Here is a 24,633-nt window from a genome sequence, read left to right as displayed (position 1 = left end):
GACGACCCGCGGACCGCCCCCGCGCGGCGCCAGCACGGGCGTGGGCTGTGCCGCTCGGGCGATCCGGCGAGTGATCCCACCCTGAGCAGGAGGCGATGACGCCTCCTTGCCTACAAAGACGCGAATTTCCCCCAGAAGGGATGCTTCCCCCGACGGAGATCTCTTTTTGCCACATCTCGTACGCTGGATACATGGACAAGGTGGTCAAGAGCGATGCCGAGTGGCGGGTCGAGCTCTCTCCGGAGGAGTTCCACGTGCTCCGCGAGGCCGGCACCGAGCGGCCGTTCACCGGGGAGTACGTCGACACCAAGACCGAGGGTGTGTACTCCTGCCGCGCGTGCGGCGCCGAGCTGTTCCGGTCCGACACGAAGTTCGAGTCGCACTGCGGGTGGCCGAGCTTCTTCGAGCCGTCGGAGTCGGACGCGGTGCGGCTGATCGAGGACCGCACCCTCGGCATGGTCCGCACCGAGGTGCGCTGCGCCCGCTGCGACTCCCATCTCGGCCACGTCTTCCACGGCGAGGGCTATCCCACGCCGACCGACGACCGCTACTGCATCAACTCCGTCTCCCTGCGGCTCCTCCCCAAGGAGTGAACGGGCGGCGACAGCGCGTACCGGCCCGTCGCCACGGGTAGGAGCGGCGGGTGAGCCTTGTGCATCTCCGTCACCGGTGGGTGACGGTCGAGGCGATCGGCCGGGTCATCACGCAGCGCTGCCGGCTGTGCTGGAAGACCCGCGTCCGCGTCCGCTAGGTGTTAGCCAGAGCCGATGGCGATGCTGCTTCAACGGTGTCCGGATCGTGGCTCCGGTCCGGACACGCCGTTCATCGTGATCGCCGTATCAGGTAACGAGTATGAGATGTGTCGAGCCAGCTCTGGTCGATTTCCTGCCCTGTGACGCGACCTATGAGAACGAGACTCGTCGTGATCATTTCTTCGGTCGGCGATCCTTGATCGACTGGGACATCCCAGGTGGCCGGCATCTCCAGACCCTCGGCTTCGGCCGCCAGCGAGGGTGGGATGACCTCCATGGGCAGGTTGTCCACGACCTGCCCGTCCACTGCGTGGTAGATGCGATGACCTCCGTCTCCGTGCCAGCCGATGCCGACGGCGCGGCCGCCGTCACGTGAGAGATCGGACAGCTCCCGGTCGTTGGTGATGTCGAGCCACTGCACCTGGATGGCGAGCGACCAGGAGGCGAACTGCCCGACGAGAACGATGCCGTCGTGGTCGCCGGGCATCTCGTCTCCTCCGAAACCGGAGGGCAGGCCGGCCAATGTGACCGTCGCCGCCGTTTCTGGGGCGACGCGGAGCCGGCGAGCGGTTTCCTCCACGGTGAGGCCCTCGCTCCACACTGCCGCGAAGTTATGGGCAAGACCTTCCCAGTGAGACTCCAGCAGGTCGTACAGATCACGTCCGGAAGCCATCCTTCACGTCCTTCGAAAGAGCATGAGTACCGCCCCCACCGCGCGCGGGCAGGTGGAGAGGTCGAAGATGGTGCGGACCAGGGTGGCCACGAACGGCTGAGCGGACTTGTTCCCGCGCGTCCGGCTTTCGGCACGTCCCGGGCCGGGCCACGGGCCCCGGTCATCCGGGGTCCGGGTGCGTGACGCGGCAGCTCGTGTCGGCGGGGCCGAGGATGTTGGCGAGCACGGGGTTCCCGTTCTCGCCGAACCTCGCCTGGACGAACACCACGGGGTGCGCGGCGCCGTCCCGGCGGAGGTACTCCAGGCCGCGCCGGCAGAGGGTGAGGGCGTCGGCGGAGTTGGCCGCCGACTCCGGCAGGTCCGTGTAGATACGCAGATATCCACCGATGGTGCGGACATCCCTGACATGGCGCATGGCGCCGTCACCGGAGCCCCAGCGGGCGCGGAAGTACTCGACCGCGGTGAGCTCGGCGTCCCGGGACGTTCCTGCTGCTGCGGTCGCCCCGGCGGCTCCGGTGGCGCCCCTCGCCCCGGCCCCGGTCCCAGTCCCGGTCCCACTGTCACCCGGGCGCCCGACCGGCGCCCCCGAGCCACCGCTCGGCCGGGGCGCGGACCGGTGCGTGGGCTGGGGCGTGGGCTGGGGCGCGGGGTTGGTCGTGGACCGGGACGTGGAGTCAGTCGCCGGATCGGTCGTGGACCGGGCTATGGAGTCGGCCGCCGCGTCGGCCGTCGAGCGGGACGCCGGAACGGTCGGCGGACGGGCCTGGTCGGTCGGTGCGTGAGCCGGATCGGCCGGCGGTCGTACGGCGCCGGGAGTGACGCCCTCGGCACGTACCTCGGTACGGGTCACGCCGGCCTCCCCGACGCCTCTGTAGCTCCCGCCGGCCTCCCCGGCCTCTCCGGCCTCTGCGGACGTACCAGCCGATCTCCCGGACTCACCCGATCCCCCCGATCCCCCTGGTCCGGCCGTTCCGGCCGCGGAGAACATCCCGCCGACGGGACCGCCACCGAGCAGCGCCACTCCGCCCGCCAGCACCACCGAGCCGGCCGACACCCACACGAGCCACGCCTTGTGCGCCGCGCTCCGCCGCAGCCACGACTCGGGCACCCGCGCGTGCCGCCGCTCCGGCCGCCCTCCCCGATCGGCCGCGTGCCCACCGCGGGCCGCATGCCCGTCACGGCCGGAGGTCCAATCGTCGCCGGCGTGCATCCCGCGTCCTCGGGGCCCCAGCTCGGCGATCCTCCTGCAGATGCGGTCGGCGATCCGCCGGGAGGCCCGGCCCGCGGCACGCCGGGAGAGCCGGCCCGCGACGCGCCCGCCGACGCGGCCCGTGGCCGGCCGCCCGTGCCGCCCCGCCGCACCGTCCGGCCCCGGCACGGCTCCGTGCGGCCCCTCCTGCGCACCACCGCGCGGGACGTCGGGCGCACCACCGCGCGGGACGTCGGGCGCGCCACCGTCCGGGGCACCGTGCGCGACGCCGTCCGGGCCGCCGTAAGGCGCGGCCGTACCGGCGGCTAACCCCTCCCAGCCAAGGGTGAGGTGCTCCCAGGCGCGGGCCACCGCCTCGTCGTCCCCGTACGGGAAATCCTCCGGCATGAGCCCGTACGGGAAGTCCTCCCACGGACCGTCACCGTACGGATGCCTTCCGTGCCTGCCCGAGTCCGCGGTCACGATGGTCCCCCCCTGGAACGTGACAACCCGCCGTCACCACCGAGTGTGACAAAGCAGGTAGATCAATGCGGAGGGATCGCGGACTTCCCGTTGACCGTTCTACGGCAGGGCGTCGACCAGCTCGGTCACCGGCTTGCGGGCGCCGGTGTAGAAGGGGATCTCCAGACGGGTGTGCCGGCGGGCCTGGGCGCCGCGCAGCTCGCGCATGAGGTCGACGATCCGGTGCAGCTCGTCGGCCTCGAAGGCGAGCATCCACTCGTAGTCGTTGAGCGAGAAGCAGGCGACCGTGTTGGCCCGGACGTCGGGGTACTCGCGGGCCATACGCCCGTGCTCGGCCAGCATGGCGCGCCGCTCGGAGTCCTCCAGGAGGTACCACTCCAGGGAGCGCACGAACGGGTAGACGCTCACGTACGCCCGCGGCTCCTCCTCGGCGAGGAACGCCGGGATGTGCGACTTGTTGAACTCGGCCGGCCGGTGCAGCGCCATGGCCGACCAGACGGGCTCGCTGTGGCGGCCCAGGGCCGTGCGGCGGAAGCGGGAGTAGACGTCCTGCAGGTCGTCGGAGGTGGGCGCGTGCCACCAGAACATGTAGTCGGCGTCGGCGCGGAACCCGGCCACGTCGTACAGGCCGCGGGTGACCACGTCCTTGAGCGCCGCCTGCTCCAGCAACTCGCCGACCTCCGCGCCGAGACTCTCGCGGTCGGCGGGCAGCGGTCCGGTCGCCCGGAAGACGGACCACATCGTGTAGCGGATCACCTGATTGAGATCGCGGGCCTTGAGCCGCGGTGCGCCCTCTGTCATGCCCCTATTCTCCCCGCAGCGACAGGTGGTCCAGAATCCGGGCGGCGGCCGTGCGCGCCGTGGCGACACAGGCGGGGACGCCCAGCCCGTCGTAGGCGGCCCCGCACACGGCGAGCCCCGGCAGCACGGCGACGGCGGCGCGCACCCGGGCCACGCGGTCGAGGTGGCCCACGTTGTACTGCGGCAGGGAGCCGCCCCAGCGGGTGACGCGGGTGTCGATCGGCAGCCCGCGCACGCCCATGACACCGGCCATCTCCGCCATCGCGAGGGCCACCAGCTCGGTGTCGTCGCGCTGGAGCAGGTGCTCCTCGCCGACCCGGCCGATGGAGCAGCGCAGCCGCACGAGGCCGTCGCCGGCCAGATGAGGCCACTTGACGGAGCTGAACGTGACGGCCTTGACCGGCCTGCCCTCGACGGGCGGCACGAGGTAGCCGCTCTCGCCGGGCGGCTCGGGGAACGCGTCGGCGGCGTAGGCGAGCGTGACGATGGCCATGCTGGCGTACTCGATGCGCGCCAGCTCGGCCGACGCCTTGGGCGCCTCGCCCTTGAGCAGCCGGGCGGCGGAGGGAGCGGGCGTGGCGATGATCACGGCGTCGGCCTCGATCACCTCGGGCCTCGGCACGGGGCCGGTCACCAGCCGCCACCCCTCGGCGGTGCGGTGCAGCTCGCGCACGGTCACCCCGGTGCGGATCTCGGCCTCCGACGCCTTGGCGACCGCCTCGGGCAGGCTGCCGAGGCTGCCGCGCAGCGTGGCGAACACCGGCCCGCCGGCGCTGGGCGCCTCGTGCAGGATCTGCCGGGCGGCGCTCAGCAGCGAACGCTCGGAGCGGGCGACGGCGGCCACCCGGGGCATCGTGGCCTCCAGCGACAGCCGGTCGGAGCGGCCCGCGTAGACGCCGCCGAGCAGCGGCTCGATGAGCCGTTCGAGCACCTCGCCGCCCATGCGGGCGCGGATGTAGGCGGCGACGGACACGTCGGTGCGGACGAGGGTGGGCGGCAGGATCTGGTCCATCGGCACCCGCAGCAGCCCGCCGGGCGAGACGATGCCGGACTTGGCCAGCTCGGTGAGGTCGGCGGGCACGCCCATGACCTGCCCCTTGGGCATGGGGCGCAGCGAGCCCCTGCTGAGGATGGCCGATCGCGCGGAGCTGGGACTGACCAGGTCGTCGCCGAGACCGACCGCCTTGGCCAGCTCCGTGCCCTCGGGCCGCCTGGCCAGCACGGCCTCGGCTCCGGCGTCGACGCTGACCCCGGCGACCTCGGAGGCGTGCAGCTTGCCGCCGATGCGCGGGCCGCCTTCGAGGACCGTCACCCTGATCCGATCGCCGCCCGCCTGGCGGAGGTGCCACGCCGCGGCCAGACCAGAGATCCCGCCCCCGACGACGACCACGTGCGCCCTTTTCCCTTCCACGCCTCCAGACGCTACCGTCTCCGCGGCCCGCCCGGCCGCCCGGGGCGCGGTCCCGCGCGGGGCCGGCACGGCGTTCCGGGTCGCGTGCGCTCCGGCCGCCGACATCCGCACGTGACCGTACCGTGACGGATCCGATCAAACCCCTCCAGTTCCTGGTCCGTCGTAAGGGCATGAGGAGATTCCAGTACGGCACGGCGCTGTCGGCCGCCTGCGCGGCCCTGCTCTTAGGGGGCCTGACGGGATGCGGCGGCGGGGCGGAGATGCAATCCGCCTCCCGCGGCGAGTCGGCACAGGCGGGAGCGCCCGCCCTGGCGCCTCAGGACTCCGCGGGCGGCAAGGCGCGGCGTCAGCCCTCGGCCCAGGACGCCGCGGGCAGGACCGCCGGGAAGAACATCGCCTCCGACGTCACGGTCACCGCCCAGGACCGGCAGGTCATCTACGTCGGCAGGATGACGGTACGGGCCAAGGAGGTCACGGCGGCGGCCCAGAAGGCCAAGCAGATCGTGAGCGGCGCGGGCGGCTACCTGTCGAAGGAGCAGTCCAGCTCCTCCGACGGGGGCGAGGGCTCGGCCGAGCTGGAGTTCAAGATCCCGCCGGCTCGGTACGCCGACGTGCTCGCGAGCATGGGCAGGGACCTGGGCGAGCAGATCTCGCTCAACCAGGGCACCGAGGACGTCACCGCGCAGGTGGCCGACGTCAACAGCCGGATCAAGTCGGCCCAGCAGGCGCTCGACTCGCTGCGCACGCTGCTGAAGAAGGCCGACACCATCGGCAACGTGCTGGAGGTGGAGCGGGAGATCTCCACCCGCGAGGCGGACCTGGAGTCGTTGCAGGCCCAGCAGAAGGAGCTGGCGGGACAGGTGAGCATGGCCACGCTCACGCTGACCGTGGTCGGGCCGGTCACGGTCGTGACGCCGCCGTCGGAGGAGCCCGCCGGGTTCCTCGGCGGGCTGGCCAAGGGATGGTCGGGGCTGGTCGCGTTCGTGAAGGTGGCGCTGACCGTGGTGGGCGTGTTGCTGCCCTGGATGCTCATCCTGGCGCCGGTGGCCGCGCTGATCGTGTGGCTGACGCGCCGGAACGCGCGCCGGCGGCCCGCCCCGCCGGCCAGGACCGTGCCACCGGCCGGAGCCGGCGAACCGCCCCAGCCCCCGGCGCCCGCCCAGTCCTGACCGGCGAGCCGGCCGGGTCAGGCCTCGTGGACCAGGTCGGTGAGGCGCTTGAGCTGGTCGGGGTCGGTGGAGGGCAGCACGCCGTGCCCGAGGTTGAACACGTGGCCCTCCGCCTGCCGTCCCTCCCGCAGCACCTCGCGGGCCTTGCGCTCGACCGCCTCCCACGGGGCCAGCAGGATCGCCGGGTCGAGGTTGCCCTGCAGCGCCTTGCCGGGGCCCACCCGGCGGGCGGCCTCGTCGAGCGGCACCCGCCAGTCGACGCCCACCACGTCGGCGCCCGCCTCGCCGAGCAGTCCCAGCAGCTCGCCGGTGCCGACGCCGAAGTGGATGCGCGGCACGCCGAGGTCGGCCAGGCCCTCGAAGATGCGGCGCGTGTGGGGCAGCACGTACTCGCGGTAGTCGGCGGGGGCGACCGCGCCGACCCAGGAGTCGAAGAGCTGGACGGCCGAGGCGCCCGCCTCGACCTGGAGGCGCAGGTGGGCCAGGACGATGCCGGCCAGGCGGTCCATCAGCGCGTGCCACAGGCGCGGCTCGCCGTACATCATGGCCTTGGTGTGGTCGTGGTTGCGGGACGGGCCGCCCTCGATGAGGTAGGCGCCGAGCGTGAACGGCGCGCCGGCGAAGCCGATGAGCGGCGTGCCGCCGAGCTCGCCGGTCAGCGCCCGGATCGCCTCGGTGACGTAGGGGACGTCGTCGGGCTCCAGCGGGCGCAGCACGTCGAGGTCGGCCTCCTCGCGGATCGGCTGGGCGACGACCGGCCCGACGCCGGGCTTGATGTCGAGATCGACGCCGATGGCCTTGAGCGGCACGACGATGTCGCTGAAGAAGACGGCCGCGTCGACGCCGTAGCGGCGGACCGGCTGCATGGTGATCTCGACGGCGAGGTCGGGCGTGGCGCACGCCTGGAGCATCGGCACGCCCTCGCGCGCCTTGAGGTACTCGGGCAGCGATCGGCCGGCCTGCCGCATGAACCAGACGGGGGTGTGGGGGACGGGCTGGCGGCGGCAGGCGCGCAGGAACGCTGAGTCGGCGAGATTCACCCTCCCAGGGTGCCATGACCTCCCGCCGGTCCCCTCATCGGCGCCGCATCGGCACGAGGTGTCGGAAAAGTATGCATTGAACACCCCAAATCATGATCGAATAGTCGGATGGAGGTTTACCGGCCGACCCGGCCCTCGGCGCTCACGCGGGTCGAACACACCCCATGGGCGACCAGAAAGCCGGTCTTGACTGGACCAAATGTTCGCCAAGCGACCGCGCGGCACCGATTCAGCATCCACTTTCGGGACACGCCGAGCGCGTTGCGGGGAATTGTCGGTGAGGCGTGCCAACGTCGGAGCCACGATCCGAAGAAAGGCCCCGTTGCGATGACAGGTGCGACGACAGGCGCCGCCGCAGGCGCCGCGCTCAGTGCCGTGCCCCGGCCTGTGACCGCTCCCGCGACCCGTACCGCGGCTCCTTGCGGGACTCGTTCCCGGACTCCTGGCACGACTCATGACGGGACTCGTGACGGGTGCCGTGCCGTGCCGTCCACGTCCGCCCGCCAGCGGGTTGCGGCAGCGGGTTGAGCAGGCACGATGAGCACCCCCGTGGTCCCCTTCCCCGAGGCTGCGGCCTACGCTGCGACCATGACCTCGAGTGACCGGCCGCCGGCTCCCCCGGCGTTCAGGCGCGCGGCCGAGAGCCTGCGCCCGGCCGAGGTCAGACCGGAGATCGAGCTGGAGGACCTGCCCGCGCCGCAGCGGCTGGCCCCCTACTCCGCCGCCGTGGGCGCGTCGGTCTACCGTGACGACGACGAGCTGGCCGTGGGCCGGCTGATCCTGCTCTACGACCCCGACGGCCAGCGCGGCTGGGACGGCCCGTTCCGGCTGGTGGCCTACGTGCGCGCCGACATGGAGCCGGAGATCACCTCCGACCCGCTGCTCGGCCCGGTCGCCTGGAGCTGGCTGACGGAGGCTCTGGACGCCCACCACGCCGACTACTCGGCGGCCGGCGGTACCGTGACAAGAGCGGTGTCCGAGGGCTTCGGCAACAAGGCCGATGATCCGGTCACCACCGAGCTGGAGCTGCGGGCGTCCTGGTCCCCCGCCCAGGAAGACCTCTCCGGTCACGTGGCCGCCTGGTGCGACCTCATGTGCGTGGCCGCGGGGATCCCGCCGCTGCCGCCCGATGTGGCGTCCCTGCCCCGCAGGCGCGAAGATCCGGAGAGTGACCGTACGAAGTGAGGGCACCAGTCGAGACGTCATCCGCGTCATGAGAGCGGTGAACTCATGACAGAAGAAAGAACCGTGCAGGGCGGCACCATGGCCGACGGCGCGGAGCCGGGCGAGCGCCCGGTCGTGCCGCTGCTGGAGCCCCGCGAGGGCATCCCGCCGGTCGTCGCGGACGCGGCCACGCTGGCCGGGGTGGTCGACGCGTTCGCGCGCGGCAGCGGCCCGGTCGCCGTCGACGCCGAGCGCGCCTCGGGTTACCGCTACGGCAACCGCGCCTACCTGGTGCAGGCGCGCCGGGCCGGGGCGGGCACCGCGCTGATCGACCCGATCGCCTGTCCCGACCTGTCGGGCCTGGACGCGGCGGTGGCGGACGCCGAGGTCGTGCTGCACGCCGCCTCGCAGGACCTGCCGTGCCTGCTGGAGGTCGGGTTCCGGCCACGCGCGCTGTTCGACACCGAGCTGGCCGGCCGGCTGCTCGGCTACGAGCGCGTGGGGCTGGGCACGATGGTGGAGACCGTGCTCGGGCTGCGGCTGGAGAAGGGTCACTCGGCCGCCGACTGGTCCACCAGGCCGCTGCCGGAAGACTGGCTGCGCTACGCCGCTCTCGACGTGGAGGTGCTGGTCGAGCTGCGCGACGTGCTGCACGCCGAGCTGGAGGAGGCGGGCAAGCTGGAGTGGGCGCGCGAGGAGTTCGCCGCCGTGCTCGGCACGCCGCCCGCCGTCCCCCGGTCGGATCCGTGGCGGCGTACGTCCGGCATCCACAAGGTGCGCAACGTGCGCGCGCTGGCGATCGTGCGCGAGCTGTGGCTGATGCGCGACCGGATCGCCCGCGAGAACGACCTGGCGCCCGGCCGGGTCCTGCCCGACTCGGCGATCGTGGCCGCCGCCCTCGACGTGCCCCGCACGAAGAAGGCGTTGACCGAGATCGCGCCGTTCACCGGTCGCAGCGCCCGCCGCTACATGAGCGAGTGGCTGAGCGCGGTCAGCCGGGCGCGCGCGCTGCCCGACGTGCAGCTGCCGCAGCCGAGCACGCCCGGCGACGGCCCGCCGCCCGCCAACCGCTGGCCCGACCGCGACCCGGCCGCCGCCAAGCGGCTGGCCGCGGCCCGTGCCGTGATCGCGGCGCTGGCCGACGAGCACCGCATGCCGACGGAGAACCTCCTGCAGCCCGACGCCGTGCGCAGGCTCACCTGGGAGCCGCCGAAGCAGATCACCGACGAGACCGTGGCCGAGCGGCTGCGCGAGCTCGGCGCCCGCGACTGGCAGCTCGCCCTCACCGCCCACCCGCTGGCCAGGTCCCTGGCCAGGCTGGAGACCAAGGGCGAGCTCTAGGCACGACCGGCACTTGACGCCTCCGGCGGCTCGGCCTTACCGTTCGGGAAAGCGCTTTCCGTGAAAGGATCCCCATGAGCGTGCGCACCATCGGCGTCGTGATGAACGGCGTCACCGGACGAATGGGATATCGCCAGCACCTGGTCCGATCCGTCCTGGCCATCAACGAGCAGGGCGGCGTCACGCTCTCCGACGGCAGCCGGGTCAAGCTGCGCCCCGTCCTGGTCGGCCGCAACGCCGCCAAGCTGGCCGAGCTCGCCGACCGCCACGGCATCCCCGACTACACGACCGAGCTGGACGCCGCGCTGGCCGACGACGACAACCTCGTCTACTTCGACGCCCAGGTCACCTCCGCCCGGGTGAAGGCCGTGCTGAAGGCGATCGAGGCGGGCAAGCACATCTACGCCGAGAAGCCCACGGCCGAGTCGGTCGAGGAGGCCGTGGCGCTGGCCGAGGCGGCGACGGCGCGGGGCGTGAAGAACGGCGTCGTGCAGGACAAGCTGTTCCTGCCGGGCCTGCTGAAGCTGAAGCGGCTGATCGACGGCGGGTTCTTCGGCCGGATCCTCTCGGTGCGCGGGGAGTTCGGCTACTGGGTGTTCGAGGGCGACTGGCAGGAGGCGCAGCGCCCGTCGTGGAACTACCGGGCCGAGGACGGCGGCGGCATCGTGCTCGACATGTTCCCGCACTGGCACTACGTCATGGAGAACCTGTTCGGCCGGGTCCGCTCGGTCTACGCCCAGGCCGTGACGCACGTGCCGCAGCGGGTGGACGAGCAGGGGCACGCCTACCAGGCCACGGCCGACGACGCCGCGTACGGCGTGTTCGAGCTGGAGGGCGGGGTCATCGCGCAGATCAACTCCTCCTGGACCGTGCGCGTGAACCGCGACGAGCTGGTGGAGTTCCAGGTGGACGGCACGGAGGGCAGCGCGGTCGCCGGCCTGCGCAACTGCCGCGTCCAGCACCGCGCCGCCACGCCCAAGCCCGTGTGGAACCCCGACCTGCCCGTCACCGCGCGCTTCCGCGACGGCTGGCAGGAGGTTCCGGACAACGCCGAGTTCGACAACGGCTTCAAGATCCAGTGGGAGCTGTTCGTCCGGCATGTCCTGGAGGACGCGCCGTTCCCGTACGACTTCGCCGCCGGCGCCCGCGGCGTGCAGCTCGCCGAGCTGGGCCTGCGCTCGTCGGCCGAGGGCCGCAGGATCGAGGTGCCGGAGCTGTGAGGATCGACCTGCCCGGCGGCGCGTACGAGCTGCGCGAGCCGGTGACGTGGCCGCGGCCGGACGGCCCGGCGGTCAGCCGCGTCGTGTACGCGGCGGCGCACGTGGTGGCCGACCCGCTCGGCGACAACACGCCCGGCTCCCCCGCGGCCGTGGACTGGGACGCCACGCTGCGCTTCCGCCGCCACCTGTGGTCGCACGGGCTGCGCGTGGCCGACGCGATGGACACCGCGCAGCGCAACATGGGACTCGACTGGGCCGCGACGAGAGAGCTCATCCGGCGCAGCGCCGACGAGGCGCGCGCGTTCGGCGACCCGGCCGAGCTGGTGGCCTGCGGCGCCGGCACGGACCACGCCCCCGGCGCGGACGACCTGAAGGCGATCACCGCCGCGTACACCGAGCAGATCGAGACCGTGCAGGCGGCCGGCGCCGGCGTGATCGTCATGGCCTCGCGCCAGCTCGCGCGGGTGGCGGCCGGCCCGGAGGACTACCACCAGGTGTACGGCGAGCTGCTCGGCCTGGCCGACCGGCCGGTGGTGCTGCACTGGCTCGGCGAGATGTTCGACCCGCAGCTGGCCGGCTACTGGGGCTCGCGCGACGTGGCGGCGGCCACCGAGGCGTTCCTGGAGCTGATCCACGCCCACGCGCCGAAGGTGGACGGCGTGAAGGTGTCGCTGCTGGACGAGGAGCACGAGATCGGCCTGCGGGCCGCGCTGCCCGAGGGCGTCCGGCTCTACACCGGTGACGACTTCAACTACCCGTCGCTGATCAGGAGCGGCTCGCACGCGCTGCTCGGCATCTTCGACGCGATCGCGCCGGCCGCGGCGGCGGCCCTGCGGGCGCTCGACGCCGCTGAGGCCGCCTCCGACGACGCCGGCCGTGACCGGATGCTCGCCCGTTACGACGAGATCCTGGCGCCGACGGTGGCGCTGTCGCGCAAGATCTTCGAGACGCCGACGTACAACTACAAGACCGGCATCGTCTTCCTGGCCTGGCTGAACGGCCACCAGGACGCGTTCGCCATGGTCAACGGCGCTCAGTCGGCCCGCTCGCTGGTCCACCTGTCGGAGGTGTTCCGCCTGGCCGACCGGGCCGGGCTGCTGGCCGACCAGGAGCTGGCGGTCCGCCGCATGCAGGCGCTGCTGGCGGTGAACGGCCTGTGAGCCTCTCCCTCAACCAGTGGACCACCAGGCGCTGGACGGTGGCCGAGGCCGTCGACGGCTGCGTGCGGCACGGCCTGGAGGCCATCGGCCTGTGGCGGCAGGAGGTCGCCCAGCAGGGCCTGGCCGAGTCGGCCAAGCTGGTGCGCGAGGCGGGCCTGCGGGTGTCGTCGCTGTGCCGGGGCGGCTTCCTCACGGCGGGCGGGCCCGGCGAGGACGGCCGCCGGGCGTTCGCGGCGGCGCTGGAGGACAACCGGCGGGCCGTCGACGAGGCCGCCGAGCTGGGCGCGGCCTGCCTGGTGATGGTGGTCGGCGGGCTGCCGGGCGTGGTCCCGGGCGAGCCGCTGTCGGGCGCCGTGTCGAAGGATCTCGCCGTCGCTCGGGAGCGGGTGGCCGAGGGCCTGGCCGTGCTCGCGCCGTACGCCGGTGAGCGGGGCGTGAAGCTGGCGCTGGAGCCGCTGCACCCGGTCTACTGCGCGGACCGGGCGGTCATCTCCACCCTGGAGCAGGCGGTGGACCTCAGCCTGCCGTATCCGGTGGAGCAGGTCGGGGTGGTGGTCGACACCTTCCACGTGTGGTGGGATCCGCGGCTGTTCGAGCAGATCGCCCGCGCCGGCGAGCGGATCGCCTCCTACCAGGTGTGCGACTTCCTGCACCCGCTGCCCGCCGACGTGCTGCTGGGGCGCGGCATGATGGGCGACGGAGTGATCGACTTCGCGCCGATCACCCGGGCCGTGCTGGCGGCCGGCTACACCGGCGACGTGGAGGTCGAGATCTTCAACGCCGACGTGTGGGCCGCCGATCCGGACGAGGTGCTGGCCACCATGAAGGCCCGCTACGCCGAGGTGGTCGTGCCCTCCTGACCGCCCCGTTCTCCGGGCGCCGTCCCGCGGGGACGGCGCCCGCCTTTGTGACGTGGGTCACCGTGGAAGGGCGCGGAGCCGGGAGAAGTTGTTACTGTGGAAGGGCGGGCAGGAACGCGCGGCTCCCCTCGACTCCCTCGACGTCTGAACATCCTGCCGCATCCCCGAAGACGAGAAGCGGTACATGGCACATCCCACCACAGTGGACCATCTCCTCCCGGGGGATCACGTCTGCTGGACATTCGACGACCATGAACGGCATCTGTCGGCCCTGATTCGTTACCTTCGCGGAGGTCTCGAGCGGGGTGAGCAGGTCCTGTACTTCACCGACACCTTCCTGCCCGACGCCTTCCTCGCGGCGGCGCAGGCGTACGGTCTGGAGGTGCGCGAGCCGGAGCGCACCGGGCAGCTTCAGGTGACCACCGCCGAGGAGTCCTACCTGGCGGGCGGCACGTTCGACGCCGAGCGTGCCCTGGCGGGCTGGCACACCGCCATCGGGGAGGCGCGCGGCCAGGGCTACAGCGCGCTGAGGGTGGCGGCCGACATGGGCTGGACGGTCCGCGCCACTCCCGGCGTCGAGCGGCTGGCCTGGTACGAGGCGCAGGTCAACCAGATCTTCTCCGACGGCTACGCGATGGCGCTGTGCTGCTACGACCGGCGGCTGTTCACCAGCGCCGAGCTGGACCGGGTCGGCGCCGCCCACCCGGCGACCGCGCGGGCGGGGGCGGGCAGCCACGAGGAGTGGGCGCCGATGCTGCGGATCCGGCGCACCTTCGAGGGGCTGGCGCTGACGGGCGCGGCCGACCGGAGCAACAGCGACGCCCTGGAGGCCACGCTGCGCCATGTCGTGGCCGACGCCCATCGCATCGCCGACGGTGCCGCCCCGCTGGTGGTGGACGTGGCGGACCTGACGTTCGCCGACACGGCCATCGCCCGCCTGCTGGCCGGCGCGGTCGCCGCCGCGCGAGGCCGGCTCCTCCTGCGGGGCGTCCGCCCGACGCTGCACGAGATGCTGTCGGTGATCGACCCGGGCCAGGCCCACGCGCGGTGCGTCACCGGGAGCACGGTATGAGCGTCACGACCTCCCCCTCCGGCCCTTCCGGGCCCGTCGCCGATCCGTTCGAGCACATCGGGCTGCTCTACGACACGCCCGACGCCTACGCCGAGGGGTGCGCCGCGTTCCTGCGGCGGGCGCTCGACGCCGGCCAGCCGGCCATGGTGGCCGTGCCGGGCGGCAACGGCGACCTCATCCGGTCCCGTCTGGGCGGGGCCGCCTCCCGGGTGGTCTTCGCCGACATGGCGGTGGCCGGCCGCAATCCCGGCCGCATCATCCCCCGCGTGCTGCTGGACTTCGCCCGCCGCCACTCCGGGCAGCGCGTGTGGATCATCGGTGAGCCGATCTGGGCGGGCCGCAGCGAGGTCGAGTACCCCGCCTGCGCGGCGCACGAGGCGCTCATCAACGCCGCCTTCGCCGGCCGCGACGCGGCGATCCTGTGCCCGTACGACACGGCCGCCCTCGGCGCGCGAGCGGTCGAGGACTCCTACCGCACTCATCCCGTCATGGCCGAGGCAGACCGCACCTGGGCCAGCGGCCTCTACGCCGATCCCTTGGACACCGCAGCGATGTTCGACCAGCCCCTTCCCACTCCCCCACTCACCGCGTACCAGCGGACGTTCCAGACCGTCGGCGAGCTGGAGGACGTGCGCTCCTTCACCGCCGGTCTCGCCCGCTCGGCGGGCCTGCCCGACTCCCGCGTCGAACGCGCGGTGCTCGCGGTCAACGAGGTCGCCACCAACGCCTTCGAGCACACCGCGGGCGGCTGCACGATCACCGTGTGGACCGAGACCGCGACGCTCGTGTACCAGATCGACGACGCCGGTCACTTCGTCGAGCCGATGGCCGGGCGGATCCCGCCGGTGGACCTGCAGTCGCGCGGTCACGGGCTGATCCTCGTCAACGAGCTCAGCGATCTGGTGCGCCGCCACGACCACGCCGCCGGCACCACCACCCGCCTGCACTTCGTGCTCGGCTGACGCCGCCACCGGAGCGCCGCCGGCTCAGTCCTGCGGTTTGCGCCAGGTGATGCTGTACCGCAGCAGCAGGTGGCGGCGGTACGCGGAGCCGGGCAGGATCTCGGCGGCCAGCTCCCGCATCTGCGGGTAGGTCACCGGCGGCGGCCACACCGTGGGCGCCGAATGCCGCCAGAGGCCCTTCACGGCGCGGTGGAAGGTGCCGACGGCGACGCCGGCCAGGACGCGCGGCAGGTCGCCGGGCATGGTGCTGCGGGCGAGGCCGACGACGGCCAGGACGCCGCCGGGGCGCAGCAGGTCGCGCATGCGGGCCAGCCCGGTGGCGGCGTCCATGTGGTGCAGGGTGGCCACGGAGGCGACGACGTCGAACGAGGCGGGCTCGAAGGGGTGGGTGAGGAAGTCGCCGACGATGTAGCCGACGTCGTCGGGGTGTGAGCGGGCCTGCTCGATGCTGGGCGCGTGCAGGTCGATGCCGGTGACGTGCGGCACGGTCCGCCGGAGTTCGCGGGCGAGCATCCCCTCGCCGCAGCCGACGTCGAGGGCGCGCCTGGCTCCCTCAGGGATCGAGCTCAGGATGCGGGGGTGGTAATGGATGTTGTGGTTCCATCGCCTGCTGTTCTCGGCCGTCATGTGATCATCCTGCCGGACACGCTTCGCTGAGGCGGTCCGGACAGCTCCGCCCGGCACGACGACCGCGAAGGCGGCGGGCCTGCGCGACGGCCCTCGGCGCGGACGCCGACGTACCCGCCTGACCCGGTCTCCCCGCCACTGCTGCTACGCGCTCCTCACAAAGGGGCCGCCTGCCGCCGGCCCCTTTTGCTTTACCGTCCGGCTCCTGCCGTGACCAGCGGGGCACCCTGGAGGAATGGACCTCAAGGACGCGGTCGCGGTGGTGACCGGCGGGAACCGCGGGCTGGGCAGGCACTTCGTCACCCAGCTCCTCGAGCGCGGCGCGAAGGTGTACGCCGCCGCCCGCGACCCCGGGCAGGTGGACGTGCCCGGCGCGGTGCCGTTGCGGCTGGACATCACCGACGCGGAGTCGGTGGCCGAGGCGGCCCGGGTCGCCACGGACACGACGGTGCTGGTCAACAACGCCGGCATCTCCACCCACGCCACGCTGCTCGGCGGCGACTTCGAGCTGATCCGCCTGGAGATGGAGACCCACTTCTTCGGCCCGCTGGCCGTCACGCGCGCCTTCGCGCCGGTCATCGAGGCGAACGGCGGGGGCGGGATCATCAACGTCCTGTCCGTGCTGTCGTGGGTGCACGTGCCCGACTACGGCGCCTACAGCGCGGGCAAGGCCGCGGCGTGGGCGATGACCGACGCGGTGCGGCAGCAGCTCGCCCCGCGGGGCATCGGGGTCACCAGCGTGCACGTCGGCTACATGGACACCGACATGGCGTCCTACGTGGACCCGGGGCAGAAAGTGAATCCGGCGCAGGTGGCCGCCGCGGCCCTGGACGGGCTGGCCGCGGGCCGGCCGGAGATCCTCGCCGACGAGCTGAGCCGCGCGGCGAAGCGGGACCTGGCGGCGCCGCCGGCCGCCTGAGCGCGCCGCCTCTCGGCAGGGAACGCCTGGGTCACCCCAGCGATCGGGCCAGACGCAGGACCCCCGCGCGGATGCGCAGCTCGCCGAGCTCCGGGAGCAGCGCCGTCACGTGCACGGCCGACAGAGCGGCGAGCAGCGCGTGGGCGGAGTGGTCGGGGTCGGGGGTGCCGCCGAGCAGGATCGCCACGTGGCGGTGCCAGAACCGGTACGCGCCGATCCGGTAACGGGCGCCGGGGGAGCCGGTCTCCGACATGCGGATCACCGCCAGGTGCTCCAGCAGGTAGTCGAGGTAGGCGTCCACGAAGGCGGCCAGGCGCTCGGCGGGCGCGGCCCCGGGCCCCAGCGGCGGCGGCCCGTACAGGATCGCCTCCTGCAGCACCCGCTCCCGGGCGTCCAGCAGCGCCGCCGCCAGCCCCGACTTGTCGCCGAAGCGCCGGAACAGCGTGCCCTTGCCGACGCCGGCCGCCTTGGCGACCTGGTCCATGGACACCGCCTCGACCCCGTGCGCGGCGAACAGCCGCGCGGCGGCGTCCAGCACGGTGGCGCGGTTGCGGGAGGCGTCGGCCCGCTCCTTGGGCGGGCGGCTCAGCAGCAGCTCCAGCGGCCTCGCAGAATCGGGCTGCGGTCCGTTGTCATCGCGCGCCATAGCCGGACTATAGTCCGTTTCATCGCCGAGGTGAACCACCCCGCCGGCGCGTCACCGGCTCATCCCGCCGACCGCCTCGACGAGCCGGTGCAGCTCCTCCTCGGTGTCGTAGTAGTGCACCGAGGCCCGGACCAGGTCGGGCAGGCCGCGCGCGGGCAGGTCGTAGCGGGCGTGGCGCCGCAGCGAGACCGACGGCCTCGGCCGCCGCCCGGTAGCCGCCGCGCAGGGCCTCCTCGCGCAGGTGGGCGATCACCGTGTCGGTCACGATCGCGGGCGGGAGCGCGGCCCCCGCGTTGTCGAGGTGGGTCACCCGGGCGCACCCGGGAGTCTCCGCCCGCGCCCGCCCGACGTCCGCGTCTTGCATGCAGTCCATACAAACTGAATACAGAAGTTCGTGATTGCATGCAATAGGATGCGAGTGTGACAGACAACGCGAGTCCCCTCCGCCGGGACCTGGCCGAGCAGATCACGGCGCGTGTCCTGGACGGCCGGTGCCCGGCGACCGTGCGCGTCAACGAGGTCCGTCTGGCCGCCGAGCTGGGCGTCAGCCGCACTCCCCTGCGGGAGGCGCTGGTGGAGCTCACCGACCGGGGTCTCCTGGTGGCCGAGCCCCGGCGCGGCTTCCGCGTGCCGCCCCTCGACCCGGCTGAGGCTCGCCAGCTCTATCCGCTGGTGGGCGAGCTGGAGGCGCTCGCGCTGCGCTGGTCCCCGCCGCAGGCCCTCCACGGCGTCACGGACCGGCTCGAACGGCTCAACGACGACATGCGCGCCGCCCTCGACACCGGAGGCGACCTGGCCGCGCTCGACGACGCCTGGCACGCGCTGCTGCTGTCGGCCTGCGCCAACGACCACCTGATGCGGCTCATCGCCCAGACCAAGCCCCTGGTCAAGCGGTACGACGTGCTCTACTTCGGCGGCCGGGAACGAGCGGAGCAGAGCCTCGCCGAGCACCGGCGCATCGTCGCCGCCATCCGCGACGAGGATCTCGGCGAGGCGGCGCGCTGGCTCACCCGCAACTGGGTCAACGGAGCCGAACACCTGGGCGAGCAGCCATGATTCCGGGAACCGATCTCGACGGGCAGGTCGCCCTGGTCACCGGCGGCTCGTCCGGCCTGGGCGAGTCCATCGCGCTCGCCCTCGCGCGGGCGGGCGCGACCGTCGCGGTGGCCGGGCGGCGACGGGAGACCGCCGAGAGCGCGGCCGGCCGGATCACCGCCCTCACCGGCCGTCCCGCCCTGGCGCTGGCCTGCGACGTGGCCGACGACGCCGGGGTGCGCCGGATGGTGGACGAGGCCGCCGACCGGCACGGCCGGCTGGACATCCTGGTGACCAGCGCCGGGGTCCAGGCCCGCGGCGCGCTCGCCGACCTCACCGCCGCGGACCTCCGGCGCTGCCTGGAGGTCAACGTCGTCGGCACGTTCCTGGCCTGCCAGGCGGCCGTCCCGGTGATGCGGGCCGCCGGGTACGGCCGCATCGTCACGCTGGCCAGCGCGCTGGGCCTCGTGGGCGCGGCGGGCCGGGCCGGGTACGCCGCCAGCAAGGGCGCCGTCGTGCAGCTCACCCGGAGCCTGGCGGTCGAGCTGGCCGGCACCGGCATCTGCGTCAACGCCCTGGCTCCGGGCCCGTTCCGCACGCCGCTGAACGAGGGCGCCGACGACGACCCCCGCGTGCGCGACTTCCTGGACCACCAGGTCCCCGCCGGACGCTGGGCCGAGACGACCGAGCTGACCGCGGCGGCGCTCCTGCTGGCGAGCCCGGCCGCGTCGTACATCACGGGCGCGATCCTTCCGGTGGACGGCGGCTGGACCGCCCACTGAGCAGCCCCGTCAGCGGGCGGTCATGGCCCCGTCCACGGCCATGGGCAGGCCGGTGACGAACGAGGCGGCGTCGGAGCTGAGCCAGGCGATCGCCTCGCCGATCTCCGGAGGGTTGGCGTACCGCCCGACCGGATGGTAGGCGGCGGTCTGGTCCAGCGTCATGATCCCCTGCTGGATGAGGTCGTCCACCATCTGGGTGCGCACGGCGCCGGGACACACGGCGTTCACGCGGATCCCCGAGGTCGCGTACTCCAGGGCGGCCGCCTTGGTCAGCCCCACCACCCCGTGCTTGGCGGCGACGTACGGCGAGACGAAGGGCGCCTCGATGCCGACCAGGCCGGCCACCGAGGCCACGTTGACGATCGAGCCCGAGCCCTGCTCCAGCATCTGGACGAGCTCGTGCTTCATGCACCACCAGACGCCCTTGAGGTTGACCCCGATCGAGGCGTCCCAGGCTTCCTCGCCCACCTCGTGGAGCCGGCCGTCGCCCGCCGTGTCCACGCCCGCGTTGTTGACCGCGCAGTCCAGGCGGCCGAACCGCTCGACCGTGAAGTCGACCATGTCCTTGACCGCGTCGGACCGCCGCACGTCCACCCACACGAAGGCCGCCTCGCCGCCCGCCGCCTCGACCTCGGCGACCGTGCGCTTGCCGCCCTCCTCGTTGATGTCGGCGACCACCACCCTGGCCCCGTGCCGGGCGAACACCACCGCCGTGGCGGCTCCGATGCCCGATCCGGCGCCTGTGATCAACGCCGCTTTGCCATCGAGTAGTGAACCAGCCATGGAGAGCCGACTCCCGTCCTGTGTCAAGGCGATAGGAACTGGCACCGTACTGGAGGGTTGATCAACGTGTCGAGTTTCGGAAGGATCTGACGCGTTGCCGTCAGATGCGGTCTTATGACGCAGAGTAAAGTGCTGTAAGATCTTTTGTCGCTCGCCCAGCGATCAAGGAGATCGGCCGGAACAGGTCCGTCGTCGCGCGTTCGGCCCCGGTCGCGTCGCGTTCGCGATGACCGGGCTCCACTCGCCGACGAGGAGCTCATCGATGTCAGTACAGGTACCAACACGCCACCGCGCGGCACGCCTGCCGCTGGGGGAATCCCTGGTCGTCCTGGCGGCCACGGCCGTCATCACGGGGGCCGCGTCGTTGACGGCCGTGCTCACCGCCCCCCTCTCGGCCCGGACATTCCTGGCCTGGACCCTCGGTGTCGCGGCCGTCCTCGTGTGCGGTTCGGTCACGTTCGCGACGTACGGCAGCCAGCAGATCCGGCAGCTGCGCAGCCGGCTCGCCGCGGGCGACGCGGAGCTCATCCGGATGGCCACGGAGACGATGCCCGGAACGGTGGCGCGGATCAGGGAGGGGATGTCGGCGGAGTCCGTGCTCGCGGGCATCCCCCGGCCGGCGAGCACCGCCCAGCAGCACCTCCTGTACGTCTTCGTCAACGAGGTCAGCCGGGAGCAGCGGGTACGCGCCGCCACGACGTCCGCGTGCGCCAGTGCCGCCGGGCGGGTGCAGGCCCTGGCCACCAGCATGCTGGCCGACCTGCGCGAGATGGAGGACCGGCACGACCGGATCACCCTCGGCGACCTGCTGAAGCTGGACCACACGACCGCGCAGGCCGGCCGGCTCGCCGACAGCATCGCCCTGCTGACCGGGGCGAGGTCGGGGCGGCGCTGGACCAAGCCGATCGTGATGGAGAGCATCCTGCGGGGGGCGATCGGCAGGATCAGCGCCTACCAGCGGGTCCGGGTGCACTCGGTCAGCACCGTCGCGATCGCCGGGCACGCCGCGGAGGGCGTCATGCACGCCCTCGCCGAGCTGATGGACAACGCCACCAGTTTCTCCCCGCCCACCGAAGAGGTCCACGTGTACGTGGAGGAGGTGAGCACGGGGATCGTGATCACGATCGAGGACTGCGGCCTGGTGATGAGCCCCGCCGCGCTGGCCCGGGCGGAGCGCGCCGTGTCCGCCGAGCCGCTGGACTTCACGACACTGTCCGGCTCCCGGCTCGGGCTGGCGGTCGTCGGCTGCCTGGCCCGCAAGCACGGTCTGACCGTGTCCTTCCGCCCGTCCTCGCGTGGCGGCACCGGCGTGGTCGTCATGATCCCGCAGCAGCTCATCAGTCACAACATCCCGGCCCCGCGGGTGACGCAATCCCCCGCGGCGGCCCCGCACGGCCGGCAGGCCGCGCCGCCGGCGGCCCCCGAGCAGGACGAGGAGCTGCACGGGCTGCCGCGACGCCGCCGGGGGCAGACGCTCGCGGCCGCCGCACCCACGTCGCCGGCGCCGGCCGCCGGCCCCGAGCCCCGGCCCACGCGGCCACCTTCCGACGCCGCAGCCAAGTTCGCGGCCTTCCACCAGGCGAGCAGGGCACGACAGATTGGAGAGGACGGACCTCGATGAGAAGCTCAGATCAGGAACTCGGCTGGCTGCTGGAGAACCTCCTGGAGAGGACCCCGCAGACCCGGTACGCGCTGGTGCTGTCGAGAGACGGCCTGCGCCTCTCCCACACCGCCGCGCTCACCGTGGACCGCGCCGACCAGCTCGCGGCGATCGCCTCCGGTATCCAGAGCCTGTCGTACGGCGCGTCCATCGAGTTCGGCGACGGCACGGGAGGGCTGCGGCAGTCCATGACCGAGTTCCACGGCGGGCTGCTGTTCATCGTGGAGGCGGGAGAGGGCGCGCACCTCGCCGTGGTGGCCGGCGAGGACGCCGATCCCGGGGTCATCGGCCACAACATGAACGAACTGGTGGAGCAGATCGGCGAACACCTGACCGCGCCACCCCGCGCACCGCAGCAGAGCAGCCGGCTCTGATGTCGCCGCGCCTGGAGGACGAGAATCCGGATCGCCTCTACATGGTGACCGGCGGGCGCAGCAGCGTGACGGACGACGCCTTCGACATGGTCACGCTGATCGTGAGTGAGTGCGATCCCACTCCGGGCATGCAGTCCGAGCATGCCCGCATTCTCCGGCTCTGCAGGAGCCCGACGGCGGTCGTGGAGATCGCGGCGGAGTTGCGGCTGCCGGTCAGCGTTGTGTGCATCCTGCTGTGCGACCTGCTGGACACCGGACGCATCACCGCCAGGAACCCGCGTCCGGCGCCTGCCGAGACGCGTCTGCCCGATCCCGACATGCTGAAGCAGGTACTCGTTGGACTCCAGAACCTCTGAACCGGTCGCGCGCACCCCGTTGCCGAGCTCCGCGACCACCGGACTCAAGATCGTGATCGTCGGCGGCTTCGGCGTGGGGAAGACGACCCTGGTCAAATCGGTCAGCGAGATCCGACCGCTGAGCACCGAGGAGACCATGACGCGGGCGGGGATCGGGGTGGACGACGCGCGCGGGGTGGAGGCGAAGTCCACCACCACGGTGGCGTTCGACTTCGGCCGGATCAGCCTGAACGCCGAGCTGGTGCTCTACCTGTTCGGCGCGCCGGGTCAGGAGCGGTTCTGGTTCCTGTGGGACCGCCTGTTCACCGGAACCCTGGGCGCCGTCGTGCTGGTGGACACGCGTCGCCTGGCCGACTCCTGGTACGCCATCGACCGGCTCGAACACCACGGCATGCCGTTCATCGTGGCCCACAACCGGTTCGGCGAGTCCACCCACACGCTCGACCAGATCCGTGACGCGCTCGACCTCTCCAGCGACGTGCCGCTGATCGCGTGCGACGCGCGGCAGCGGGAGTCCAGCAAGGCCGTGCTGATCACGCTGGTCAACCACCTCTATGCTCTGTCCTCCGCCCGGCAGGTGACCTCATGACCGACGCCACGCATTCCTCCGAACCCGTCCACTGGTTCGCCGCCCCTCCCACGGTCCCTGAGCGGAGCGCGTTCGAGGGCGCCTTCCCCATGTACGGCAGGGAGTACCACCGAAACCCCGCCCGCGCCTTCGAGGAGATGCGCAAGCAGGGCCCCGTGGTCCCGATCCTGCTGGAGGGCGACGTACCCGGCTGGCTGGTGCTCGGCTACCGCGAGCTGCGTTACGTGCTCAGCAATCCCAAGCTGTTCGTCCGCGACTCGCGCCATTGGAACCAGTGGAAGAACATCCCGCCCGACTGGCCCCTCAACGCGTACGTCGCCTACCAGCCGTCCATGCTGTTCGAGGTGGGCGCGGCGCACGAGCGCCGGGCGGGCGCGGTCAGCGACGCCCTCGCCGCGGCCGACCAGTTCGAGCTGCGGGCGCGCTGCGAGCGGGTCGCCGAGGGGCTGATCAACACCTTCATCGGCTCCGGCCGGGCGGACCTGATGGCGCAGTACGCCAACCCGATCCCGCTGCTCGTCCTCGCCTCGATGCTCGGCCTGCCGGACCCGGACACCCGCGCGCTGGTCGGGGAGGTGGCCACGACCCTGAACGGCGGGCCGGCCGCGATGGAGGCGTACCAGCGGGTGCAGACCATCATGAGCCGGCTGCTGGAGATGAAACGGCAGTACCCGGGGCCCGACATGCCCTCCCGGCTGCTCGCCCACCCCGCCGGGCTCACCGACGAGGAGCTCACCCAGGACCTGCTGCTGACCCTGACCGCGGCCCACGACCCGACGGCCACCTGGATCGGCAACACGATCCAGCTCATGCTGACGGACGACCGGTTCGCCATGACGCTGTCGGGCGGCCGGCGCAGCATCGGCCAGGCGCTGAACGAGGTGCTGTGGAAGGAGGCGCCCGGGCAGATCGCCATCGGACGGTGGCCGGTCATGGACACCCAGCTCAGCGGCCGCCGCATCAAGGCCGGCGACCTCCTCGTCTGCGGCCTGGCCGCCGCCAACCTCGACCCCCAGGTACGTCCGGACCTCTACGGCGACTCCGTGAGCAATCACGCGCACATGTCGTTCGGGTACGGAGCGCACGGCTGCCCGCACCCCGCGCCGGAGCTCGCGGAGGTCATCGCGCACATCGCGGTGGAGATGCTGCTCGACCGGCTGCCCGACGTGGTGCTGGCGGTGCCGCCGGAGTCGCTGGAGTGGCGGTCGTCGATCCAGATGCGCAGCCTGGAGTCGCTGCCGGTCGAGTTCACGCCCGGCTACCCGATGTGATCACGGGCCCGCGGCGGCGCTCTTCGCCGGGGTGCCGTCCGGCCCTCTCGCGCCGCCGCGGTGCGCCGGCCTGCCGCTACGGGCCGCCGTGAAATCGAAATTCGTCGACGTCGAGGCGTTGCCACCGCTGATTCCTGTGCACTTCGACCTCCAAGTCGGCGCAAACGACCACCGGCGGGCCGGCGATTCTCTCTTTTTCGCAGTCCGCCGAACTGTCGCCATAAATTCTGTATAAATTCGGCAGCATTCGCCGAACGGCCTTCGCGGCCTGCACATTTCATACGAGGGGATGGC

Annotated in this window: 25 protein-coding genes; 17 read left to right on the top strand and 8 right to left on the bottom strand. The window is 72.6% G+C overall.

What is annotated here, in order from left to right:
* Positions 1-191 precede the first annotated feature (191 nt).
* The gene (gene msrB, locus ACIBG4_RS06890; RefSeq protein WP_310717156.1) at positions 192-593 is read left to right on the top strand and encodes a peptide-methionine (R)-S-oxide reductase MsrB; all 402 of its coding nucleotides are present in this window, start codon (positions 192-194) and stop codon (positions 591-593) included.
* Between the two features lie 229 nt (positions 594-822).
* Here the strand turns inward: msrB and ACIBG4_RS06885 are convergent, their stop codons facing one another.
* The 4 genes from ACIBG4_RS06885 to hemG all read right to left on the bottom strand — a co-directional run bounded on the left by ACIBG4_RS06885 (position 823) and on the right by hemG (position 5,309).
* Positions 823-1,425 (bottom strand): hypothetical protein, encoded by a 603-nt coding sequence (locus ACIBG4_RS06885; RefSeq protein ID WP_397201022.1) that lies wholly within the window; start codon positions 1,423-1,425, stop codon positions 823-825.
* A 160-nt stretch (positions 1,426-1,585) separates the two neighbouring features.
* Complete coding sequence (locus ACIBG4_RS06880) at positions 1,586-3,097, bottom strand: hypothetical protein (protein ID WP_397201021.1); 1,512 nt, start codon at positions 3,095-3,097, stop codon at positions 1,586-1,588.
* A gap of 99 nt (positions 3,098-3,196) precedes the next feature.
* Positions 3,197-3,898 carry a hydrogen peroxide-dependent heme synthase gene (hemQ, locus tag ACIBG4_RS06875; RefSeq protein WP_397201020.1) on the bottom strand — a complete coding sequence of 234 codons (702 nt, stop codon included), beginning with the start codon at positions 3,896-3,898 and terminating at the stop codon, positions 3,197-3,199.
* 4 nt (positions 3,899-3,902) lie between these two features.
* Positions 3,903-5,309, bottom strand: a complete 1,407-nt coding sequence (gene hemG, locus ACIBG4_RS06870) for a protoporphyrinogen oxidase (protein WP_397201019.1) — start codon at positions 5,307-5,309, stop codon at positions 3,903-3,905.
* Between the two features lie 170 nt (positions 5,310-5,479).
* On the opposite strand from hemG, the gene ACIBG4_RS06865 reads away from it, so the two are divergent.
* Positions 5,480-6,478, top strand: a complete 999-nt coding sequence (locus ACIBG4_RS06865) for a DUF4349 domain-containing protein (protein WP_397201018.1) — start codon at positions 5,480-5,482, stop codon at positions 6,476-6,478.
* 17 nt (positions 6,479-6,495) lie between these two features.
* Here ACIBG4_RS06865 and hemE read toward each other — a convergent pair whose 3' ends face one another.
* Positions 6,496-7,518 (bottom strand): uroporphyrinogen decarboxylase, encoded by a 1,023-nt coding sequence (gene hemE / locus ACIBG4_RS06860; protein WP_397201017.1) that lies wholly within the window; start codon positions 7,516-7,518, stop codon positions 6,496-6,498.
* 588 nt (positions 7,519-8,106) lie between these two features.
* Between hemE and ACIBG4_RS06855 the strand changes: the two genes are divergently transcribed.
* The 7 genes from ACIBG4_RS06855 (at position 8,107) to ACIBG4_RS06825 (ending at position 15,297) form a co-directional block, all read left to right on the top strand.
* Positions 8,107-8,703, top strand: a complete 597-nt coding sequence (locus tag ACIBG4_RS06855; RefSeq protein ID WP_310717144.1) for a DUF3000 domain-containing protein — start codon at positions 8,107-8,109, stop codon at positions 8,701-8,703.
* A 45-nt stretch (positions 8,704-8,748) separates the two neighbouring features.
* Positions 8,749-10,023 carry an HRDC domain-containing protein gene (locus ACIBG4_RS06850; RefSeq protein ID WP_397201016.1) on the top strand — a complete coding sequence of 425 codons (1,275 nt, stop codon included), beginning with the start codon at positions 8,749-8,751 and terminating at the stop codon, positions 10,021-10,023.
* A 74-nt stretch (positions 10,024-10,097) separates the two neighbouring features.
* Positions 10,098-11,243 carry a Gfo/Idh/MocA family protein gene (locus tag ACIBG4_RS06845; RefSeq protein WP_397201015.1) on the top strand — a complete coding sequence of 382 codons (1,146 nt, stop codon included), beginning with the start codon at positions 10,098-10,100 and terminating at the stop codon, positions 11,241-11,243.
* Complete coding sequence (locus tag ACIBG4_RS06840) at positions 11,240-12,403, top strand: dihydrodipicolinate synthase family protein (protein ID WP_397201014.1); 1,164 nt, start codon at positions 11,240-11,242, stop codon at positions 12,401-12,403. Before ACIBG4_RS06845 ends, ACIBG4_RS06840 begins: the two co-directional genes overlap by 4 nt.
* On the top strand, positions 12,400-13,263 hold the full coding sequence (locus ACIBG4_RS06835) for a sugar phosphate isomerase/epimerase (protein ID WP_310717135.1): 864 nt from the start codon (positions 12,400-12,402) through the stop codon (positions 13,261-13,263). Before ACIBG4_RS06840 ends, ACIBG4_RS06835 begins: the two co-directional genes overlap by 4 nt.
* A 184-nt stretch (positions 13,264-13,447) precedes the next feature.
* Complete coding sequence (locus ACIBG4_RS06830) at positions 13,448-14,335, top strand: MEDS domain-containing protein (protein ID WP_397201013.1); 888 nt, start codon at positions 13,448-13,450, stop codon at positions 14,333-14,335.
* On the top strand, positions 14,332-15,297 hold the full coding sequence (locus ACIBG4_RS06825) for an anti-sigma factor RsbA family regulatory protein (protein ID WP_397201012.1): 966 nt from the start codon (positions 14,332-14,334) through the stop codon (positions 15,295-15,297). The genes ACIBG4_RS06830 and ACIBG4_RS06825 overlap by 4 nt, the downstream gene beginning before the upstream one ends.
* 24 nt (positions 15,298-15,321) lie before the next feature.
* On the opposite strand, the gene ACIBG4_RS06820 is transcribed toward ACIBG4_RS06825, so the two are convergent.
* Positions 15,322-15,924, bottom strand: a complete 603-nt coding sequence (locus tag ACIBG4_RS06820; RefSeq protein WP_397201011.1) for a class I SAM-dependent methyltransferase — start codon at positions 15,922-15,924, stop codon at positions 15,322-15,324.
* A 235-nt stretch (positions 15,925-16,159) separates the two neighbouring features.
* Here ACIBG4_RS06820 and ACIBG4_RS06815 point away from each other — a divergent pair, with 235 nt between their 5' ends.
* A complete protein-coding gene (locus ACIBG4_RS06815) occupies positions 16,160-16,843 on the top strand; it encodes an SDR family oxidoreductase (protein ID WP_397201010.1) in 684 nt (227 codons plus the stop codon).
* 31 nt (positions 16,844-16,874) lie between these two features.
* On the opposite strand, the gene ACIBG4_RS06810 is transcribed toward ACIBG4_RS06815, so the two are convergent.
* Positions 16,875-17,489 carry a TetR/AcrR family transcriptional regulator gene (locus ACIBG4_RS06810; RefSeq protein WP_397201009.1) on the bottom strand — a complete coding sequence of 205 codons (615 nt, stop codon included), beginning with the start codon at positions 17,487-17,489 and terminating at the stop codon, positions 16,875-16,877.
* 420 nt (positions 17,490-17,909) lie between these two features.
* Here ACIBG4_RS06810 and ACIBG4_RS06805 point away from each other — a divergent pair, with 420 nt between their 5' ends.
* Both ACIBG4_RS06805 and ACIBG4_RS06800 read left to right on the top strand, forming a co-directional pair.
* Positions 17,910-18,545 carry a GntR family transcriptional regulator gene (locus tag ACIBG4_RS06805; RefSeq protein WP_397201008.1) on the top strand — a complete coding sequence of 212 codons (636 nt, stop codon included), beginning with the start codon at positions 17,910-17,912 and terminating at the stop codon, positions 18,543-18,545.
* Positions 18,542-19,306, top strand: a complete 765-nt coding sequence (locus ACIBG4_RS06800) for an SDR family NAD(P)-dependent oxidoreductase (protein WP_397201007.1) — start codon at positions 18,542-18,544, stop codon at positions 19,304-19,306. The genes ACIBG4_RS06805 and ACIBG4_RS06800 overlap by 4 nt, the downstream gene beginning before the upstream one ends.
* A gap of 9 nt (positions 19,307-19,315) precedes the next feature.
* Here ACIBG4_RS06800 and ACIBG4_RS06795 read toward each other — a convergent pair whose 3' ends face one another.
* The gene (locus tag ACIBG4_RS06795) at positions 19,316-20,089 is read right to left on the bottom strand and encodes a glucose 1-dehydrogenase (protein ID WP_310717115.1); all 774 of its coding nucleotides are present in this window, start codon (positions 20,087-20,089) and stop codon (positions 19,316-19,318) included.
* 262 nt (positions 20,090-20,351) lie between these two features.
* On the opposite strand from ACIBG4_RS06795, the gene ACIBG4_RS06790 reads away from it, so the two are divergent.
* Genes ACIBG4_RS06790 through ACIBG4_RS06770 form a run of 5 tightly spaced genes read left to right on the top strand, consistent with a single transcriptional unit; the run spans position 20,352 to position 24,339 of the window.
* On the top strand, positions 20,352-21,710 hold the full coding sequence (locus ACIBG4_RS06790; protein WP_397201006.1) for an ATP-binding protein: 1,359 nt from the start codon (positions 20,352-20,354) through the stop codon (positions 21,708-21,710).
* Positions 21,707-22,123, top strand: coding sequence for a roadblock/LC7 domain-containing protein (locus ACIBG4_RS06785; protein ID WP_310717111.1), 417 nt, complete (start codon positions 21,707-21,709; stop codon positions 22,121-22,123). The genes ACIBG4_RS06790 and ACIBG4_RS06785 overlap by 4 nt, the downstream gene beginning before the upstream one ends.
* Complete coding sequence (locus tag ACIBG4_RS06780; protein ID WP_355443120.1) at positions 22,123-22,479, top strand: DUF742 domain-containing protein; 357 nt, start codon at positions 22,123-22,125, stop codon at positions 22,477-22,479. The genes ACIBG4_RS06785 and ACIBG4_RS06780 overlap by 1 nt, the downstream gene beginning before the upstream one ends.
* Positions 22,460-23,068 (top strand): ATP/GTP-binding protein, encoded by a 609-nt coding sequence (locus ACIBG4_RS06775; RefSeq protein ID WP_355443117.1) that lies wholly within the window; start codon positions 22,460-22,462, stop codon positions 23,066-23,068. The genes ACIBG4_RS06780 and ACIBG4_RS06775 overlap by 20 nt, the downstream gene beginning before the upstream one ends.
* On the top strand, positions 23,065-24,339 hold the full coding sequence (locus ACIBG4_RS06770; protein WP_397201005.1) for a cytochrome P450: 1,275 nt from the start codon (positions 23,065-23,067) through the stop codon (positions 24,337-24,339). The genes ACIBG4_RS06775 and ACIBG4_RS06770 overlap by 4 nt, the downstream gene beginning before the upstream one ends.
* Positions 24,340-24,633 lie beyond the last annotated feature (294 nt).

This window comes from Nonomuraea sp. NPDC050383 (assembly GCF_044459125.1).
Lineage (GTDB): Bacteria > Actinomycetota > Actinomycetes > Streptosporangiales > Streptosporangiaceae > Nonomuraea.
Note: the sequence above shows the minus strand (reverse complement) of the source record. Positions and strands in the feature narration are given on the sequence as shown.